General features: G+C 56.2%; 15 protein-coding genes and 1 pseudogene. 9 read left to right on the forward strand and 7 right to left on the reverse strand.

Features of this window, described 5'->3' with window-relative positions; genetic code table 11:
• The 3 genes from ACKLKD_RS20820 to ACKLKD_RS20830 form a co-directional block, all read right to left on the reverse strand.
• A partial coding sequence (locus ACKLKD_RS20820; RefSeq protein ID WP_420061985.1) for a Gfo/Idh/MocA family protein occupies positions 1–698 on the reverse strand: 698 nt, incomplete at its 3' end.
• Positions 699–711: 13 nt separating this feature from the next.
• Positions 712–1,635, reverse strand: coding sequence for a TIM barrel protein (locus tag ACKLKD_RS20825; RefSeq protein ID WP_087805765.1), 924 nt, complete (start codon positions 1,633–1,635; stop codon positions 712–714).
• A 191-nt stretch (positions 1,636–1,826) separates the two neighbouring features.
• A complete protein-coding gene (locus tag ACKLKD_RS20830; protein WP_087805783.1) occupies positions 1,827–2,867 on the reverse strand; it encodes a LacI family DNA-binding transcriptional regulator in 1,041 nt (346 codons plus the stop codon).
• 394 nt (positions 2,868–3,261) lie between these two features.
• On the opposite strand from ACKLKD_RS20830, the gene ACKLKD_RS20835 reads away from it, so the two are divergent.
• A complete protein-coding gene (locus tag ACKLKD_RS20835) occupies positions 3,262–4,518 on the forward strand; it encodes a sensor domain-containing diguanylate cyclase (protein ID WP_087805767.1) in 1,257 nt (418 codons plus the stop codon).
• 124 nt (positions 4,519–4,642) lie between these two features.
• Positions 4,643–5,584, forward strand: a complete 942-nt coding sequence (locus tag ACKLKD_RS20840; RefSeq protein WP_087805769.1) for a hypothetical protein — start codon at positions 4,643–4,645, stop codon at positions 5,582–5,584.
• Between the two features lie 60 nt (positions 5,585–5,644).
• Here the strand turns inward: ACKLKD_RS20840 and guaD are convergent, their stop codons facing one another.
• Positions 5,645–6,955, reverse strand: coding sequence for a guanine deaminase (gene guaD / locus ACKLKD_RS20845; protein ID WP_087805771.1), 1,311 nt, complete (start codon positions 6,953–6,955; stop codon positions 5,645–5,647).
• A gap of 94 nt (positions 6,956–7,049) precedes the next feature.
• Positions 7,050–8,546, reverse strand: a complete 1,497-nt coding sequence (locus ACKLKD_RS20850; protein WP_087805773.1) for an NCS1 family nucleobase:cation symporter-1 — start codon at positions 8,544–8,546, stop codon at positions 7,050–7,052.
• A 144-nt stretch (positions 8,547–8,690) separates the two neighbouring features.
• Between ACKLKD_RS20850 and ACKLKD_RS20855 the strand changes: the two genes are divergently transcribed.
• The 3 genes and pseudogenes from ACKLKD_RS20855 to puuE all read left to right on the forward strand — a co-directional run bounded on the left by ACKLKD_RS20855 (position 8,691) and on the right by puuE (position 11,095).
• A complete protein-coding gene (locus ACKLKD_RS20855) occupies positions 8,691–9,407 on the forward strand; it encodes a GntR family transcriptional regulator (RefSeq protein ID WP_025712424.1) in 717 nt (238 codons plus the stop codon).
• A pseudogene (gene hpxA, locus ACKLKD_RS20860) lies at positions 9,407–10,278 on the forward strand (allantoin racemase). Before ACKLKD_RS20855 ends, hpxA begins: the two are co-directional and overlap by 1 nt.
• Complete coding sequence (gene puuE / locus ACKLKD_RS20865; RefSeq protein ID WP_080924068.1) at positions 10,163–11,095, forward strand: allantoinase PuuE; 933 nt, start codon at positions 10,163–10,165, stop codon at positions 11,093–11,095. The pseudogene hpxA and the gene puuE overlap by 116 nt, the downstream one beginning before the upstream one ends.
• Positions 11,096–11,183: 88 nt before the next feature.
• On the opposite strand, the gene ACKLKD_RS20870 is transcribed toward puuE, so the two are convergent.
• Positions 11,184–11,975, reverse strand: a complete 792-nt coding sequence (locus tag ACKLKD_RS20870) for a sulfite exporter TauE/SafE family protein (RefSeq protein ID WP_080924067.1) — start codon at positions 11,973–11,975, stop codon at positions 11,184–11,186.
• A 109-nt stretch (positions 11,976–12,084) separates the two neighbouring features.
• Here ACKLKD_RS20870 and ACKLKD_RS20875 point away from each other — a divergent pair, with 109 nt between their 5' ends.
• The 4 genes from ACKLKD_RS20875 (at position 12,085) to ACKLKD_RS20890 (ending at position 14,885) form a co-directional block, all read left to right on the forward strand.
• Positions 12,085–12,852: an AraC family transcriptional regulator gene (locus ACKLKD_RS20875; protein WP_080924066.1), complete on the forward strand. Its 768-nt coding sequence runs from the start codon at positions 12,085–12,087 to the stop codon at positions 12,850–12,852.
• 204 nt (positions 12,853–13,056) lie between these two features.
• Positions 13,057–13,281 carry a hypothetical protein gene (locus ACKLKD_RS20880; protein WP_080897823.1) on the forward strand — a complete coding sequence of 75 codons (225 nt, stop codon included), beginning with the start codon at positions 13,057–13,059 and terminating at the stop codon, positions 13,279–13,281.
• 219 nt (positions 13,282–13,500) lie between these two features.
• On the forward strand, positions 13,501–14,121 hold the full coding sequence (locus ACKLKD_RS20885) for a histidine phosphatase family protein (protein ID WP_071993263.1): 621 nt from the start codon (positions 13,501–13,503) through the stop codon (positions 14,119–14,121).
• Between the two features lie 110 nt (positions 14,122–14,231).
• The gene (locus ACKLKD_RS20890; protein ID WP_080897824.1) at positions 14,232–14,885 is read left to right on the forward strand and encodes a LysE family translocator; all 654 of its coding nucleotides are present in this window, start codon (positions 14,232–14,234) and stop codon (positions 14,883–14,885) included.
• 125 nt (positions 14,886–15,010) lie between these two features.
• On the opposite strand, the gene ACKLKD_RS20895 is transcribed toward ACKLKD_RS20890, so the two are convergent.
• A complete protein-coding gene (locus tag ACKLKD_RS20895; protein WP_080897800.1) occupies positions 15,011–15,652 on the reverse strand; it encodes a hypothetical protein in 642 nt (213 codons plus the stop codon).
• Between the last annotated feature and the right edge of the window lie 594 nt (positions 15,653–16,246).

Below are 16,246 nucleotides of genomic sequence, written 5' to 3' on the forward strand. Positions count from 1 at the left end.
AAGCTTTGTCTGGCGCACATCAGCCGGGTAATGTTCAGCTGCGGAGCCATGGTTTCGACCAAAAACAGCGGGTGGGTAGCCAGGTCGCCCAGCACATAGCTGGGGCCGACGAAGCGGGGATCGACCCGCCAGCGGGTGCTGGCGTTTTCCAGCTCCACCGGCTGGGCGTGAAAACCGTGGGCAAACTGCATATTGACGATGCGAATATCCCCCAGCAGCCCGTCGGCGATCATCTGCCGGGCCTGCAGGATCAGCTGGTGGCCGGCATAGCCGTAGGTCACACCGATGATCTTGTGCTGCCGCTGGCTGAGGGCCACCAGCTCGTCTGCCTCTTCGCTACTAAAGCACAGCGGCTTTTCGCACACCACGTGCAGGCCAGCCTCCAGCGCTGCCCGGCAAATGGCATAATGGGTATTGTTCGGGGTGGCAATCGACAATGCCTGAATGCCGTCAGGCCGGGCGGCTTCGCCGCGGAACAGGCTCTGGTAGTCGGCGTAACAGCGGTCGGGATCCACCCCCAACTGTTGGCCAAACTGGCGTCCGCGCTCGGCATCAATATCAAACGCGCCAGCCAGCAGCGCAAATGTGTTGTCACGCAGGGCCGCTGAGCGGTGAATATAGCCGATCTGGCTGCTGCCGCCGCCGCCTACCATGCCCCAGCGCAGGGTGCGGTCGAGAGGTTTTAAACCGTTAATCATCTCGTGTCTCCTGTCAGAATCCAACGCCGCGCAGATAGCGCAGGCTCTCCGTGACCGCCTGCAGACTGCCTGCGGCATGGCGCGGGTCACGCTCTTGTTCAATGGTTATCCAGCCCTGATAGCCCCGGTGGGCAAGAAAGTCTTTAATGACCGGGTAATCAATGGCGCCGCTGCCGAGCGGGCACATTACCCCTTCGGCACAGGCAGTGAAGAAGTCGATGCCCTCATGGAGAGCGCGCTGATAAACCTGCGGGTCGACATCCTTAAAGTGCAGATAGTCCAGGCGGTCGTAATAGCGATCCAGCCAGTTGAGCGGATCCATCCCGGCGTAATAGAGATGCCCGGTGTCCAGACACAAGCCGGCGACGTCGTGCGGGATATCGTTGGCCAGCCGCTCGATCTCATCCGCGAATTCAATGCTGCCCCCCGCGTGCGGATGGATAACCGCGCGCACACCGTACTCCTGCCACGCCAGAGTACTGAGGGCGGTAATGTGCTTCATCATGCGCTGCCAGTCGCTATCATCGAGGCGCGGAGCCAGCGCGCCGCGCCCGGCGAAACGTGCCCGCTCAGGGTTGCCGAAATCGATAATCACCAGATACGGCGGCTGGAAAGGGCGGCCCGGGATCGGTTCGGCGGAGGGAGCCTGCGACAGGTTACGGCAGATTTGATGGGTCAGCGCCACCAGCGTGGGGAAATGAGCCTCGCTCACCAGATCGTCAAAGATCGTCCCGGCGACCAGCGACAACTGATGCTGCTCCAGGGCCGCGCGCAGGCTGGCCGGATCGGTGGGGAGATAGCCCCACGGGCCCAGTTCAATGCTGCGATAGCCGGCCTGCGCCGCCTCCTTCAGCACGGTGCGCCAGGCGGGCAGGTCAGGGTTTTTCGGGTCATCGACGCCCCAGCTGCAGGGGGCATTGGCGATAGGATGTGTCATGTCGGCTTCCTTTTTCTCACAAGGGATGCCGCTGAGTATTGAATGAAAATTTCATTATCAACAACGATGGAATGTTGATTTTATGATAATCGTCATGGTTTTGTTTGATGGCTTTTTTGATAGTTTTTTATCAAAACAAGCAGGCGCGTGGCCCGGACGCCAACAGGCCCCCTCGGCCACGGGGCGGGGATTCACATATTTTCTTTGGTGATGATATCGAAAGGCTGAGGCAGAGAAATCACTTCACTGCGCGGACGCGCAACGGCCTCGGTCATCGCGTGTAGCGTAGCCGCGGCAAACCCATCCAGCCGGTGGTTGAGAATGATATCAATGGTGCCGTCGATCAGAGCCAGCTCACTGTCGCTGAGCGGGCCGTGACAGACGAGGGTGACTTCCTGCTGACGGTCGCTGTCGCGCAGCGCGTCGACGATGCCTTCGACGCCGCCGCAGGGGGCGTAGATCGCCTGCAGGGTCGGGTATTGACTCAGCATCTGTTCTGTCACGGTCCTGGCGATATCCGCCCGTTCATGGCTGCGAACCGGCTCAAGGATCTGCTGCCCCATGCCTTGTTCTCGCAGGCAGGAACGGAAGCTGATCTCACAGCTTTCCTGACAGCTAAAACGATTATCGCCAATGATAATGCCAATTTCGCCATCCCCGCGGCATAAGCGCTCGATAAACCAGGCGGCGGTGCGCCCGGCTTTTTGATTATCGAGGCCGATATACCCGCTGCGCTGGGGGACTGCCAGATCCGAAAGCAGGGTGAACACGCGAACGCCGCGGGCGGCGGCCCGGGCCACGGCGTGGCGAATCAGCGGATGATCCAGCGCCACCAGGCCTAATACTTCCACCTCGTCGCTGAGCCGGTGAATAGCCTGGGCCATCGCTTCCACCGCATCAATGGCAAAATGCAGTATCACCGGGGTATGGTCCGCGGGCAGCCACGGCGAGGCTTCCCGTGTCAGTGCCCGGGCCAGCGGCAGATAGAAGGAGTGGCTCTCCTGCAGCAGAATAAAACCCATTCTGATGGTGACCGGTGCTTTGCCGGCAGCCAGACGATAGTGGGGCTGCTCGAGGGTGAACCCCAGCCGTTGGGCGGCTTCCCGCACGCGGTATGCTGTGGATTCCTTCACCGCCGCGCGCTTGTTGAGCACCCGGTCGACGGTGGCAATACCGACATTGGCTTCACGAGCGATGTCGGCAAGGGTGATTTTGCTGGCAGTTTTTTTCACCGTGATGGCCATTGAGAATGAGAGGTATGATAGAAACTATCACGATTGTTCTGCCTGCAAAAGGGCAGCCACTGCGGCAGCGATAAAACGCATGCGCAGCCAGCCTGCAATATGACGGGATCACAGTCTGTGATCAAAAGCGACTACCAGTTCTGGCATTGCAGCTATGCTGTTGAAATAAAATTAATAATAAAGGAATTATCGTACCCGGGTGGCTAAAGCGTGTGCAAAGTCACCCTCACGGGTCTCCGCTGGGCGTATAACCGACTATACTTGCCGCGCACGCGCGTAATGAAGGTTATTCGATTTCGTTTTGTTTTCACTTTATGCCAGCGTCAGGGGGAGCACCGGAAATGTGTTGTTCCGGCGTGGGATTGGTCGGTTTGGGGCCTGTATGTTATTCAAAGAGCTGGCTGTTTTTGATGTATTAAGTACCCCGATATGGGTAGTCCATCCTTTTAATGAAAGCGTGGTCTATGCCAATCAGGCTTCCCGGACCTTGAGCGGCGAGATGTCGCTCAATGAGATGCGTAACGGTATCTATTCCACCTGCCCGGAAACACAGCTGCAGCATTATCTTCGCTATCTCGACACCATGACCGAGATATTTGAAGTCTGGACGCTACCCACCGCCAATGGATTGCAGTCGGTATATTGCAAAACCACCCTGATTAATACCGAGGACTGCGGTTGCTTGCTGCTGTTTGAGGCGGTGAAGCTTCTCGCGCAAAATCAGTCTATTCATACCGGCTCTCGCCGCTACCAGCGGCGCAATAATGGCTTTTTTGCCCGATTTTTTATGACCAACACCGCGCCGATGCTGTTAATCGACCCACATAAAGATGGCCGGATTGTGGATGCTAATATTGCGGCGCTGCGTTTTTATCATTATTCCGATGAGGAAATGCGCAACAAACATACCTGGCAAATTAATACCCTTGGCCGGGACGTGATCCCCATTATGAATAATATTGCCAATATGCCCGGCGGGCATAAGCCGCTTAATTTTACTCATATTCTGGCGGACGGCTCACTGCGCCATGTCCAGACCTATGCCGGGCCGGTGGTGCTGTATAATATTCGTCTGATGTTATGCATCATTCACGATATCACCGAAGAAGTGCATCTGAAAAAAGAGCTGGAATTCTCGGCCGCCCACGATCCCCTAACCGGGTTACTTAATCGCCGCGAATTTTATCGCCTGGTCGAGGCGCCCACATTTATTGCGCGGGGATTTTGTCTGCTGTTGATCGATATCGATCATTTCAAGAGCATTAATGATATTCACGGGCATCAAAAAGGGGATGAAGTCTTACTGGTTATCTCCCGCATTCTGGAAACATCGGTCGACCGCGAAGATAAAATTTATCGCTGGGGCGGGGAGGAGTTTCTGCTCTTTTTACCCCATTCGCCGATCGCCCGCGCGCTGATACTGGCGGAGGGGATCCGCCAGGCGGTTAGCGAGTACCAGACCCTGTCGGTGACCGTCAGCATCGGCGTGGCTGAACATCATGAGGGTGAAGCTGTCGATCAGCTGTTTTCCCGCGTCGATAAAGCGCTGTATGTGGCCAAAAATGGTGGGCGCAACCGGGTCTCGCGCCTGCCGTTTGAAAATGTGGAACTGCTGCATAGCCGCGGAGGCGCGGCCTGACCAGCCCGATGCTTTTTCTCCCCGCCGGACGCGCAGGCTGACTCACCGACTATACTGAGTGAACGCCAGCCTGCTGATTTAGGTGGCAATATTGTTAGCCTGTCGCTGAGGTGGCAAACGACATATGGTGCGTCTTTTCGTTCTCCTGTCGGTACTTTCGCTTTCCGCGCCAGCGACGCTGGCGGCGAACGGCCACGCCATCAAACAGCGTGCCGATGCCGTATTGACTCTGATGAGCTATACCGTCGTCCCTGACGTGACCGCCAGCGATCTCAACATTGGTTCCGGCAGCAACAACAAACATAATCTGGCCATCACCCAGTTTGGCGGCGGGGCAACCCTCAGCGAGTCGTTTCCTCTGTACCTTGAAGGTACGATGGGTTACAGCCGTTACGACCCGCGCTTTGTGGTCAGCAATGGCGAGCAGACGCGGAATGTGCCGACCAAATGGAACAGTCTGACCACCACCGGCGGCGTCGGTTGGGATTTTTCGCTGCACCGGGACAGCCTCGGAGGCAACCTGGTGCTGCGGCCGCTCGTCAATGTGATGCTCGGTACCCTGGCCAGCGATGCGCGTATTGGCAGCTGGGCAATTGAGCGAAAAACCAGCGCCGATCTGCAATTTCTCGACGGCGGTCGGTTCAACGCCTGGGGGCTGGGCGGGGCACTGATGCTGGATTACGAACGCTTCTCCGCCACCCAGGATATTGATGCCGAACTGCGTTACTCCTATATGCATCTGCAAAGCTTCAACAGCAGCGCCGAGGTGGTGCAGGGGGAGGCCAGCGCGGAGAATCTTGGCCTGTATCTGCGCCGCCGCGCGCCAATAGCCGACTGGACGCTGCTGGGTAACCCGCTGCGTTATGTGCTGGAGGGGGCGCATACCGAATTTCTCGGCGATCAGCGAGGGGCGCTGGGCTTTACCGGTTTGACCTCGCTGGGAATTGGCCTCGAGCTGGACAGCAGTAAATACCCGGTCTTTATCACCCGCACCCGGCTGGTGGCGCGCTACATGTTCGGCAATAACACCACAGGCTACGGCGTTGGCCTGGCAATGAGTTTTTGATGACCCAAATTCTGGTGCCGGATGGTTCCCTCTCCCTTTGGGAGAGGGCCAGGGTGAGGGTCAATCCTGACACCACACCCGCTCGCCATTCACCCACGTCTCGCTGATATTGCGTTCATCTCCCAGGGTCATCAGCACGAACAGCTGCTCATAAATGTCATGGCAGCGGCCCATGCGCAGGCGCTGTAGCGGAGTGACCGCCGGGTCAATCACCACAAAATCCGCCTCTTTGCCCGGCTGAAAATTGCCAATTTTCTCCTCCAGCCGCAGGGCGCGCGCCCCGCCAAGGGTGGCGTGATAGAAGGCCTCGCTGGCGCGCAGGCGATAGCTTTGCAGTTGTCCTACTTTGTAGGCCTCGCCCAGCGTCCGCAGCATGCTGAAGGTGGTGCCAGCGCCAACGTCGCTGCCAATGCCCATCCGCACCTGGTGCTGCCAGCAGGTGGGCAGGCGAAACAGTCCGCTGCCGAGAAACAGATTCGAGGTCGGACAGAAGGCGACGGCGGAGCCGGTGTCATGCAGGCACTGCCACTCGGCATCATCGAGATGGATCCCATGAGCAAACACGCTGCGTTCGCCGGTGAGCTGATAGTGATGATAGACATCCAGATAGTGCTTATGCTCTGGCCATAGCTGGTTGACCCAGGCGATCTCCTCCCGGTTTTCACTGAGATGTGTATGGAGCCAGGTATCGGGAAACTCAGAGCGCAGACGCTGCACCGCCTCCAGCAACGCTGGTGTCGAGGTAGGGGCAAAACGCGGGGTGATGGCATAGCCCAGCCTGCCGCGCTGATGCCAGCGACGGATCAACTCCCGGGTCTGCTCGTAGCTCTCCCCGGCGGTTTCGCACAGATAATCCGGCACATGGCGATCCATCATCACTTTCCCGGCGATCAGGCGCATATTCAGGCGCAGCGCCTCGCTGAACAGCGCCTCCACCGAGGCCGGGTGCAGGGTACAAAACACCAGCGCGGTGGTGGTGCCATGGCTTATCAGCTGGTTAACAAAAAACTGCGCTATCTCCTCGGCGTAATCTGCATCGGCAAACTGGCTCTCCACCGGGAAGGTGTAGGTGGTGAGCCACTCCAGCAGCTGTTCGCCAAAGGCGCCGATCATCTCCGTCTGCGGATAGTGAATGTGGGCATCGACAAACCCCGGCAGCAGCAGCTTGCCTCGCTGGTCGACATAGCCCTTCAGCGGATGCAGAAAGGCTTCTCCCTCCTGCCATGGCAGCAGCGCGATAATTTTCCCGTCCTGCAGGAACAACAGGCCATCGTCGAGATAGCGGGCCTGGGCGGCCACCTCATCCGGGGTCTCCGCCACGCCGGCGATATCAAAAAATGCACCGCGCACCGCGGTCTGGTAATCCATCATCGAACCTGCCTTCTCTTAACGCTCTGGGAATAGTGATAAACAGCAAGATTGGTGCCAGATTGCCGCGGCCAGACGCCGCGGCAGAAGGGGAAGTTTACTCTTTTTGCGCCACGGCGCCGGCGCGGAAGGCCGGGGTAGCCAGTACTTCACGCTCATCGCGGGCCAGCCAGCGGTAGGTCGTCGCGCCAAGGAACACCCCGATAAACCAGCTAAAGTTCGCCACTTCATGCAGGGACGGAATAAAGCTGATGATCAGCCCCAGGCCCACTGACGGCAGCAGGGCGGCAATGGCTTTAGGGTTAAAGCCGTTGCGGTACCAGTATTTACCCTTTGGCGTATCGTCAAACAGATCGTCCACCGACACCCGGCCGCGTTTGATCAGGTAGAAGTCGGCGATCAAAATGCCAAACAGCGGACCAATAAAGGCGCCCAGTACGTCGAGGGTATAGTGGATCAGCTCCGGCGAGTTAAACAGGTTCCACGGCGTCAGGAGTATCGAGCCCACCGCGGCAATCATCCCGCCGGTACGGAAGCTGATTTTCTGCGGCGCGCAGTTGGAAAAATCGAAGGCCGGCGAGACGAAGTTAGCCACAATATTGATGCCGATGGTGGCGGTGATCATGGTCAGCAGGCCTATGGCCACCGCCAGATCGTTACCCACGCGGCTGACGGTTTCGATCGGGTCAGTGATCATTTTGCCGAACAGCGACTGGGTGCCGGAGACAATCACCACGGTCACCACCGAGAACAGCAGGAAGTTAAACGGCAGACCCCAGCGGTTACCGCGGCGGATCTCGCCCATGTTTTTGCCGTAGCGGGAAAAGTCACCGAAGTTAAGCAGCGGCCCGGAGAAGTAGGAAACCACCAGCGCTGTGGCGGTGATCATCTGCCAGGTCTGCTCGCCGGCGCTCAGGGATTTGCTGGCGAGGGTAAAGGAGATCCCGTCCAGACCGGTCTTGTATACAATCCAGCCGGCCAGCGCCAGCATCACCACATAAACCGCCGGACCGGCGATATCGATAAAGCGTTTGATGGCGTTCATGCCGTGCCAGAACACCATCGCCTGCAGCAGCCACATGGTGGCGAAGCACAGCCAGCCGAGCGTCGACAGCCCGAGAAAGCTGCTGCTGGTCAGCGAGGCAAGAGAGGGCCAGAACTTGAGCAGAACCAGCATCAGGGCGTTAGCCGCCAGATAGGTCTGAATACCGTACCAGGCAAACGCAATCAGCCCGCGGATCACCGCCGGGATATTGGCGCCGAAGACACCAAACGCCTGACGGCAGATGACCGCGTAGGGCACCCCGGCCATCTGGCTCGGCTTCGCCACCAGGTTAGCGCACAGCTGTACAATGCAAATGCCCACCAGCAGGCAGAGCAAAACCTGCCAGCTGGCCAGGCCAAGCGTAAAGAAGCTCGCCGCTACGACGTAGCCGCCCATGCTGTGCACGTCCGACATCCAGAATGAAAAAATATTGTACCAGCTCCAGTTCTGGTCGCGGGTGGGCGCCAGATCCTCATTACATAGCCGCGGACTGTAGCTGGCGGCCGCCTCGTGAGTCTTCTTCTGCTGCGTGTGGGATGAATGTGGCATGAAACCTGCTCCTCTGAATGAAAACCCTTTGAAATGGATTGCTGAGGCTATTGCAGGATCCAGGCCAGAATGATGAATCTTGTATACAAAAAATAAATTTTATGTATACGATCTGCTATCGATAAGTGAAACCGGAGTGGGTTAATGAATAATGAACATCGTCTCCAGGCCGCGCCAGCGCTGCAGGACAAGGACGAAAGCATTTACCAGGCGCTGATGACGGCCATCGTCGAACATCAGTTGCCGCCGGGCAGCAAACTGCCGGAAGAGGCGCTGGCGGAGGTGTTCGCCGTGAGTCGCACCGGCATCAGAAAGGTGCTGCAACGACTCGCCGCTGTGCAACTGGTCACCTTAACGCCCAAACGTGGTGCACACGTCACCAGCCCGAGCGTGGAAGAGTCCCAGGCGATCTTTCGTACCCGGGCGCTGCTTGAGGTCGCTAATCTGCCGGATGTGATCGCGCGCTGCCAGCCGCCGCATCTGGCGGCGCTGGAGAACATTATTCAGCGTGAACAGCAGGCCCATGAGGCGCACGACGGCCCGGCGGCGATCCGCCACTCCGCTGACTTTCATATTCAGCTGCAGGCTATCTCCGGCAACCCGGTGCTCACCGAGATGGTGACCCGCCTCAGCCAGCGCTCCTCTTTAGTGATTGCCGCCTGGGGCGCCCCCTGGCGACAGGGCTGCCGTTGCGACGATCACCAGCAGCTGGTGGGTTTGCTACGGGATAAAGCCCTGCAGCCGCTCAGCGAGGCGCTGATGCACCATTTTGATCATATTGTCGCCAGTCTGTGCTTCGAGCGCGATGGCGTCAGCCTGCCCGATTTTTCCCGGCTGTTCGCCGGCCACCAGGAGCCGTGATGTCTGCCATATGTATACAAGTGATCAACCCCAACACCAGCCTGGCAATGACCGAAACGATAAGCGCCGCCGCGCGTGCGGTCGCCGCGCCGGGTACCGAGATCCTTGCGGTCTGTCCCCGCGCTGGGGTGCCGTCAATTGAGGGCCACTTTGACGAAGCCATCGCGGCGGTCGGCGTGCTGGAGCAGATTAAGGCCGGACGCGAGCAGGGGGTGGATGGGCATGTGATCGCCTGCTTCGGCGACCCGGGGCTGCTGGCGGCGCGGGAGCTGGCCCAGGGGCCGGTGATCGGCATTGCGGAAGCGGCGATGCATATGGCGACGCTGGTCGCCACCCGTTTCTCCATTGTGACTACGCTGCCGCGCACGCTGATCATCGCCCGTCATTTGCTGCACCAGTACGGATTTCATCAACACTGCGCGGCGCTGCACGCCATTGATTTGCCGGTGCTGGCGCTGGAAGACGGCAGCGGCCTGGCGCAGGAGAAAGTGCGTGAGCGCTGCATTCGCGCGCTGAAAGAGGACGGCAGCGGGGCGATTGTCCTTGGCTGCGGCGGGATGGCGACTCTGGCGCAGGAGCTGACCCGCGAGCTGCGGGTGCCGGTGATCGATGGCGTCAGCGCGGCGGTGAAGATGGTGGAATCGCTGGTCGCGCTGGGGCTGGCGACCAGCAAGCACGGAGACTTAGCGTTTCCGGAGAAAAAAGCGTTAAGCGGACAGTTTCAGTCGTTAAATCCATTTTAAAAGGGGCAGGAGATGGGAGAGAACCAGGAACACTATCCTCGCGATCTGCGAGGTTATGCAGGGCAGCCACCGCACGCGCGCTGGCCGGGCGGGGCGCGGATCGCGGTACAGTTCGTCCTCAACTATGAGGAAGGCGCCGAGAATCACGTCCTGCATGGCGATGCGGGGTCGGAACAGTTCCTGTCCGATATTATCGGCGCCGCCAGCTACCCGGCGCGCCATATGTCGATGGATTCACTCTATGAGTACGGCAGCCGGGCAGGGTTCTGGCGCATCCATCGCGAGTTCAGCCAGCGCGGGCTGCCGCTGACCGTTTTCGGGGTGGCGATGGCGCTGGCGCGGCATCCGGAGATTGTGGCGGCGATCAAGGCCGCGGATTACGATGTGGTCAGCCACGGCTGGCGCTGGATCCACTATCAGCACATGGATATTGCCGAGGAGCGCGCGCATCTGCAAAAAGCGGTTCAGGTGTTAACCGACCTGTTCGGCAAAACGCCCACCGGCTGGTATACCGGCCGCGACAGCCCCAACACCCGCCAGCTGGTGGTGGAGCACGGCGGCTTTGACTACGACAGCGATTATTACGGCGATGATTTACCTTTCTGGAGCGAAGTGGCCTGCAGCGACGGCAGCCAGCGACCGCACCTGATCGTGCCTTATACCCTCGACGCCAACGACATGCGCTTTGCCACCGCCCAGGGGTTCAACACCGCGGAACAGTTTTATACCTATCTGAAAGACAGCTTTGACGTGCTGTACGCCGAGGGAGAAACCGCGCCGAAGATGATGTCCGTGGGGATGCACTGCCGGCTGCTGGGGCGCCCGGGGCGTTTCCGCGCGCTGCAGCGTTTTCTTGACTATATCCAGCAGCACGACAAGGTGTGGGTCTGCACCCGGCAGCAGATCGCCGACCACTGGCGCGATGTTCATCCGTATCGCGGGTAGCTTGCTGCCCTTTATCATGGTCCTCTCCGCAGGGAGAGGGTACCGTCCGGTCAGGTCTCTCTCACCGGTTCACCGCGATGTATCGTGATTACTGGATGAGCATGGCGAGGAGCACCAGGCACAAGAGCAGCACATAGATGCGTGCATACCATACATCAGGTACCGCAGGGATAGCCCGGCGGCTAAACACTATCCCGGCCCAGCCGGTCAGGACGAGCAGGCCTAAAATTTTCAGGCTGATAAACCCAATAAACCCGCCCAGCGGAATGCTGTGCCAGCCAATGATGGCATAGGTCACAGCCCCGCATAGCGCCACAGGCAGAGAAAGTGGGTTGGAAGCGCTAACGCACTCCTGCATCTCATACCCGTGTCGCCGTAGCAGGGGCACCGTCATGACGCTGCCACCCACGCCCAGCAATGCGGCAATCATACCGATAACCATACCGCCGCCGGTGACCACTGGCAGGGACAGCCGACGCCGAGCGCTGCCCCTGAAGAAACCTTTGCGCAACAAACAATCGCTGATGGTGGCCAGCATATAGAGAATAAACAGCGCGCGAACGATCTTCTCGCTCAATATCCCCGCCAGACAGGAACCCACCACCGCCCCGATAGCAATAAACCACAACAACGGAAACAACGTCTGTACGGCAAGCTTGCCCGCCCGCCAGTTTCGATAGCTGACCCAGCCGGCGTTAAATATCATCACCGCCGTTGAGGTGGCCACTGCGACATGCATGGCGTTGCCCGTGAGTTCCGGCTGACGGAGCATCAGGTGATAGACAAAGGGGACCACCACAAAGCCGCCCCCGAAGCCGAACAGTACCGTGGTAATGCCGGTCGTAAAGCCTGCCAGCGCAATAATAACGATATCATTCAAGAGAATATCCCCGCCCTGAAAATGAGCGAGCAGCTTATACCGGTCGCGTACGGCTTCCCATTTGCGTAGCGCTCAATTACCTTTGTAAATCGGTCAGAGGGGGGCAGGTGTGCGCAACGTAAAAATTGACGAGGTCGATCGGCTCGATCGCGAAGTGGTGGCGTTAGGCAATGACTATGCGCAAGGGTATATACTGCCACCGCACCAGCATCGTCGTGCACAGCTGCTGTATGGCGCGACCGGACTGATGCATGTCACTACGCAGGACGGAGAATGGGTGGTTCCGCCGCAACACGCGGTCTGGATCCCCCCTGAAACCGTGCACGCCGTCAGATTTGCGGGGGTGACCACGCGTAGCTTATATATAGAGCCAGATGGCGTGGCCACGTTGATTAAACACCGTCGTTGCGAAGTGATCAGCGTCTCGCCGCTGTTGCGCCAGCTACTGCTTGAGGCTGTGGATTTACCGCCGTTGTACGACAGCCCACGCGATCGCATGCTGATCCAGTTGATGTTGCTGGAGCTGGCCGCCATGCCGGTCCGCGAATTTGATATTCCGTTGCCGCAGCATCCGGCGCTGCTGGCGCTTTGTCAGGCTTTTTTGCTTAATCCTTCTATTCATGATCCTGCCGCGCGCTGGGCCAGGGGGCTGTTTATGAGCGAGAGCACCTTTCGCCGCCATTTCCTGAAGCAGCTGGGCCTGTCATTTTCCGCCTGGCGTCAGCGAGCCTGCGTGGTGAGCGCCCTGGCATGGTTGATAGCGGGTAAACCGGTGAATGACGTGGCATTATCCCTTGGATACGACAATGCGTCCTCTTTCGCCACCATGTTTCGCCGCGTAACCGGGCAGCCGCCGTCGTTTTATCATCCAGCCTGATGCTTCGGGGAAGGGGACTGCGGCAGCATGTGTCGGAAATGAATGTCGCTTTTTATGGCGTTGCTTTGCGTTAACGCAGTCATAAGACAGACAATCCCGGAATGCCTGGCTTGCGTTTTCAGGTCCCCCTACATTTAGTGGTGGCTACCTCAAGGCGGTTTATCTATTCTGCCTGTAACCGTGAGAAGACTGGAGTCTCTCTTTGTGAACCATCTTATCGTTGAAAAAATTATCATCATCTTTCTTCTCGTCCTGTGGGGATTCGATACATTCAGGACCAGGAAAAGAAAACGTTCCGAGCCCGCCATTGAAGCAGCTGATGCCAGAGAACGTTATCAATGGCGCTATCTGAGATGGGGGTTCCGGGTCATACAGGTGGTAGCGGCAGTGTATATCGTCGTGCAACTGATACAGGTATTACTGAGATAGAGGCATGGGCAGAGTTGCTTTTCGCGTCGACAAGGGGAAGCGTTCGCTCTGTGCCAGAGCAGACGTTAACGTCGATAACTGCGTCACTTCTGAAGCTGAACATAACCATTATCAGCTACACTTGTTCTGTTTTTCGTCGAGAGCTGAGAACTTGCCTGCATATCAAAGGGGGGGTTTTTAGATGATAACATTTCAAATAACGGCTTATGTGACCCTGCAATGATGCAAGTGATACTGGTTCGACACGCGGAAACAGAATGGAATGTAAAAGGTATTATTCAGGGACACAGTGATAGCGCATTGACGCTTCGTGGGGAGCGTCAAACATCAGCTTTATTGGCAGCGTTTGCAGAGAGTGATTACCGGGTAGAATGTGTTTACGCGTCTCCACTTGGCCGGGCCTGGCAAATGGGACAGCGCCTGGCTGAGCGTTTTTATTGTTCACTGATAGCTGAACCGGCTCTGAAAGAACAGGCTTTTGGTCAGTTTGAAGGCATGACAACCGTAGCGCTGCTGCAAAATAATCCGGACGCCGCAGAAGCATTATTCACCCTGGATGCAGAGTATTGTCCGCCAGGGGGTGAGTCTCTCTCAGATGCTTCGCAGCGAATGATACATTTTTTATCCAGTCTGGAAAAAAAACATCATCATCGAACAATATGTATTGTGTCTCATGGGCAGGTCATTCAGGGCGTGCTTGCGACGTTAAAAAGTGGATCTGTGGATGATTTTCACCGCTATGCACAACCCAATGCGAGTTACGCCGTTTTCGAGCTGATTAATGGAAGCTGTACCGTTCTAAGCTGGGGGATCGCGACACATTTACGCCACCTGGATTAGCCATTACCTTGCTGTCATTCAAATCGATGATGATTGAAGTACAACGTCCGCTTCTTGCCCGCATCGAACGGAGGTAACGTAGCGGAAATATGTTTTCGGGCTCTACCAGGATGCCTTCCATCGAAACGTTTATGACTTTCCTTCTCGCACTGACGCTTCTGGAGATTTCTCCTGGGCCAGACATGATGCTGACCATTGCCAGAGGAGTGGGACAGGGAAGACGTATTGCCCTGCTTACGGTACTGGGTAATGTATTTGTAGCTGGTTTTGTGCAAGTTTCTTTTCTTGTCCTGGGGCTGGTGACCATTGTTCATGCCTGGCCGGTGGCGCTGGATCTGCTTAGGTGGGTCGGTGCGGCTTATCTGATGTGGTTGGGTGTAAAAATGATTGCGACTTCAGGCACAGATACGCGGCTGCGGAAAACAGCAAAAATTTCTGACTGGAATGCCGTTAAGGAAGGTGCTCTGAACAGCCTGACTAACCCAAAATCCCTGCTGTTCATGTTTGCTTTTCTTCCTCAGTTTGTCGATCCTGCCGCCGGTCCTGTCTGGCTACAATTACTTGTCCTGGGCAGTATCCAAAAGCTGGCTGGAATTGTTTCCCTGGGGTCAGTTGCGATGGCATCAGGAACATTTGGAAACTGGCTAGGTAAACACCCAGGCGTTATCAAGTGGCAGGAACGATTCACAGGCGTTGTCATGATAGGCCTCGGTATCCGCATGTTGTTTAGCGGGTCTGGCATAGTATCGAAAACTGCCCGTTAAGTTATACCGAAACCGGTAAACCCGGTATCCGCTTCTCGCTCAGACTGGCGTTCGTTCGCTCTGTGCGAGAAGCGGATGATGCTAACTGTCAGATATAAGTATTACTGGGAATTACATCAGTCTGGCTACGGATATCTATTATTGAGTATTGAACTGAAATCGTATGCACTAGATTTAAAATCATTTGCGGGAGGGATATAGGCATTGAGCTTTTTACTGATACTTGATACTTTCAAAGCACAAGCCGCGACCCAACACCATATTATAAAAGCCACAACAAAGACGAACAGAGACTTTAAAATCTCTATGCCATCGCTCTGTGAAGAACCTCTGTATATCTCAGCGCCAATAAATACTAGCAACCATATTAATACAAAAGGTATTAACCACTTATGGAATTTATGAGGGTATATATTCCCGTCAGCAATTGTGTACATGCCCTGATAACGCAAGACTGCCTTCAAAGATGGAATCAATGACTGCGCATGCTCAGAGTAGAAACATATGATTTTGTAAGATAAATCACGGTCTCTATGCAGTCCGAACGACTGTAGACGAAACTGTTGTTCCGCCTTAGCTAACGGATCGGACGTTGGTACAGAAGCGGTCCTGAGCCATTCGATTGCTTTTATCTGCTCTGAGGGTGAGCGTGAAAAAAAGTCTCTGCGATGAAACTGAATATACTTTTTTGTCATCGCTCCGATAATAGCAAGAACTACTGCAGATACCACCGGGATACTGAATAGGTCCTTTATTACTGCTATCAAAGTTTTTCTCCTGCCGGTCTACTTTCTAAATGAGATATTATCGCATTTTTTTAAAGCTAAAAAACTGGACCTCATCCTTTTCAGGGCGTAGTGCACCTTGACCGCTGGCTGCGATCGCGACGAACAATAACCACCATAAATCGTTTCTGGAAGCAGGTTGCTCATGGTTTTTTCATGAAAGGTTGATCGTATTGAGCCACTGCTAAGACCAAACAGCGATCAGCACTTGTCCCACCGCCTGTGTCAGGCGCGGATTTACCTTGCTCCCAAATTAAATACAACACCTAATTAATAATAAAGAGCAAGTATGATAACCTCGATCTGAAAGAGAACAGGACGTTCAATTTGCATGCCTGAGGCTGTTTTGTTCTCCAGGGTGGATGATGAACTTATGGTGAGCTGAAAATCATTGATTTGGGCAGAGGTCTCAACCTCTTGTTACCAGTATTTTATTTTGCCTCTGCAAATCATTTTTTCACCCGTGGCTTACGGTACGCATATGCCGGTGAAAGGCTTTGTCCAGCAATGGAACAAGGCAGTTAATGCAGCTATGAATATAGCTTCAAAAACAGCCGGTTATCGGTTGGTTTATTA

It is taken from the genome of Klebsiella sp. 10982, assembly GCF_048589245.1.
Taxonomy (GTDB): Bacteria; Pseudomonadota; Gammaproteobacteria; order Enterobacterales; family Enterobacteriaceae; genus Klebsiella; species Klebsiella quasivariicola.

Excerpts from the sequence above, each read along its gene's own strand:
- ACKLKD_RS20825 (WP_087805765.1), bottom strand. The coding sequence starts at position 1,635 with ATGACACATCCTATCGCCAATGCCCCCTGCAGCTGGGGCGTCGATGAC.
- ACKLKD_RS20835 (WP_087805767.1), top strand. The coding sequence starts at position 3,262 with ATGTTATTCAAAGAGCTGGCTGTTTTTGATGTATTAAGTACCCCGATA.
- ACKLKD_RS20840 (WP_087805769.1), top strand. The coding sequence starts at position 4,643 with ATGGTGCGTCTTTTCGTTCTCCTGTCGGTACTTTCGCTTTCCGCGCCA.
- guaD (WP_087805771.1), bottom strand. The coding sequence starts at position 6,955 with ATGATGGATTACCAGACCGCGGTGCGCGGTGCATTTTTTGATATCGCC.
- ACKLKD_RS20850 (WP_087805773.1), bottom strand. The coding sequence starts at position 8,546 with ATGCCACATTCATCCCACACGCAGCAGAAGAAGACTCACGAGGCGGCC.
- ACKLKD_RS20855 (WP_025712424.1), top strand. The coding sequence starts at position 8,691 with ATGAATAATGAACATCGTCTCCAGGCCGCGCCAGCGCTGCAGGACAAG.
- puuE (WP_080924068.1), top strand. The coding sequence starts at position 10,163 with ATGGGAGAGAACCAGGAACACTATCCTCGCGATCTGCGAGGTTATGCA.
- ACKLKD_RS20885 (WP_071993263.1), top strand. The coding sequence starts at position 13,501 with ATGATGCAAGTGATACTGGTTCGACACGCGGAAACAGAATGGAATGTA.
- ACKLKD_RS20890 (WP_080897824.1), top strand. The coding sequence starts at position 14,232 with ATGCCTTCCATCGAAACGTTTATGACTTTCCTTCTCGCACTGACGCTT.